Annotated in this window: 1 protein-coding gene; it reads left to right on the top strand. The window is 40.6% G+C overall.

The window, feature by feature from the left end; genetic code table 11:
* Positions 1-1,596, top strand: a 1,596-nt coding sequence (locus tag F6K53_RS40280; RefSeq protein ID WP_293085717.1) for an SDR family NAD(P)-dependent oxidoreductase, incomplete at its 5' end; no start/stop codon positions are given.
* Positions 1,597-1,713: the final 117 nt, after the last annotated feature.

Consider the following 1,713-nt stretch of genomic DNA (forward strand, 5'->3'; position numbering starts at 1 on the left):
TGTGTCAAACATATTATGAATTCCCGAACCTATGAATTTGCTGACCAGGTGATGGAAATAACTCAAGGTCAAGGAGTGGATATTGTACTCAACTCTCTGACTTCTGGGGAATTTATTAGCAAGAGTATGTCAGTGGTAACTCAGAGTGGTCGATTTGTGGAAATCGCCAAGCGAGGAATATGGGATTCAAGCCAAGTTGCAGAACTCAGACCGGATGTGTCTTATTTTGTGGTAGATTTAGTTAAAGAGTTTCAAGAGCAACCAGAATTAATCAATTCTATGTTGCAAGGGTTAAAAGATAAGTTGAGCAACGGTTTACTACAACCACCACCAGTGACGGTGTTTCCTATAGAGAAAGTCATCGATGCCTTCCGTTATATGCAGCAAGCTAAACATATAGGCAAGATTGTGGTGAGTCAAACACAAGTGGCTGATGGTACAACTAAAAAGCCTTTAAGTTTCCGTTCGGGAGCTAGCTATTTGATAACAGGAGGTATGGGCGGTTTGGGTTTACTGGTAGCCAATTGGATGGTGTCTTTAGGTGCTAAACATTTAGTATTGTTAGGACGTCGTTCGCCAGATGATGCAACTCGGAAAAAGATAACAGAGTTAGAAATGGCAGGAGCGTCAGTGGTAGTGGAGAAAGCTGATGTGTCTGACTGGGAATCAATGAGAGGTGTGTGGCAGAGGATTGAGGAATCAAACAAACCATTAGGAGGAGTGATTCATTCGGCGGGGATGTTATCAGATGGAGTGTTACAAAACCAGAGTTGGTCTAGTTTTGAGCAGGTGATGGCACCGAAAGTGCAAGGTGCTTGGCATTTGCATCAACTGACTCAAAATCAATCATTAGACTTTTTTGTGATGTTTTCTTCAGTGGCGTCTCTGTTGGGTTCGCCTGGTCAGGGAAATCATTCCGCAGCTAATGGGTTTCTCGATGGTTTAGTTCATTATCGTAGGAAGATGGGATTGCCGGGATTGAGTATTCATTGGGGTGCGGTGTCTCAAATAGGGGAGGCAGCAGAACGAGGTGCAGATATGAGAGCAGGTAAGCAGGGGATGGGTGTGATATCTCCGGCTCAGGTATTAGAGTCTTTGGAACTATTGATGAGTGGTTCGGATGTGGAAGTGGGGGTAGTTCCTATTGAGTGGTCAGGGTGGCAGGATAGAGTGGCACAGTGGCGGTTTTTGTCGGATTGGTTAGAAAAAACTACTTCAACAGTTACAAACGAAATTCAGGATAATCGCCATTTAGAACAATTAAAATCAGTTTCCTTTATGGAACGAGAAAAGATATTAATTGCTTATATCCAAGATAAAGCAGCTTCACTGTTAGGGATGAAAAATTCTCAAATAGATATACAAGAATCTCTAAATCAAATGGGATTAGACTCTCTAATGGCAATAGAACTGAGAAATCTGGTTCTAACTGAAATAGAGGTGGATATTCCGATTACATTCTTTATGAAAAGACTCACTATTATCGGTCTATCAAATGAATTAAATAAACAATTAGCTCAAACTGATAAGCAAGCCATTACTCCAGATAACCAAGAAAAACTTGAGCTAAACAATGTAATAGAGGTAGAACTATGAACTTAGTTAAATTGTCACAATATCTTTATTTGAAAAGAGTCAGATTATGGAGTGATGGGGCAAAATTAAGAACAGAAGGTTCCCAAGAAATATTGATCCCAGATACTATCAGTAAAT

This window comes from Moorena sp. SIO4A1 (assembly GCF_010672065.1).
Taxonomy (GTDB): Bacteria; Cyanobacteriota; Cyanobacteriia; order Cyanobacteriales; family Coleofasciculaceae; genus Moorena.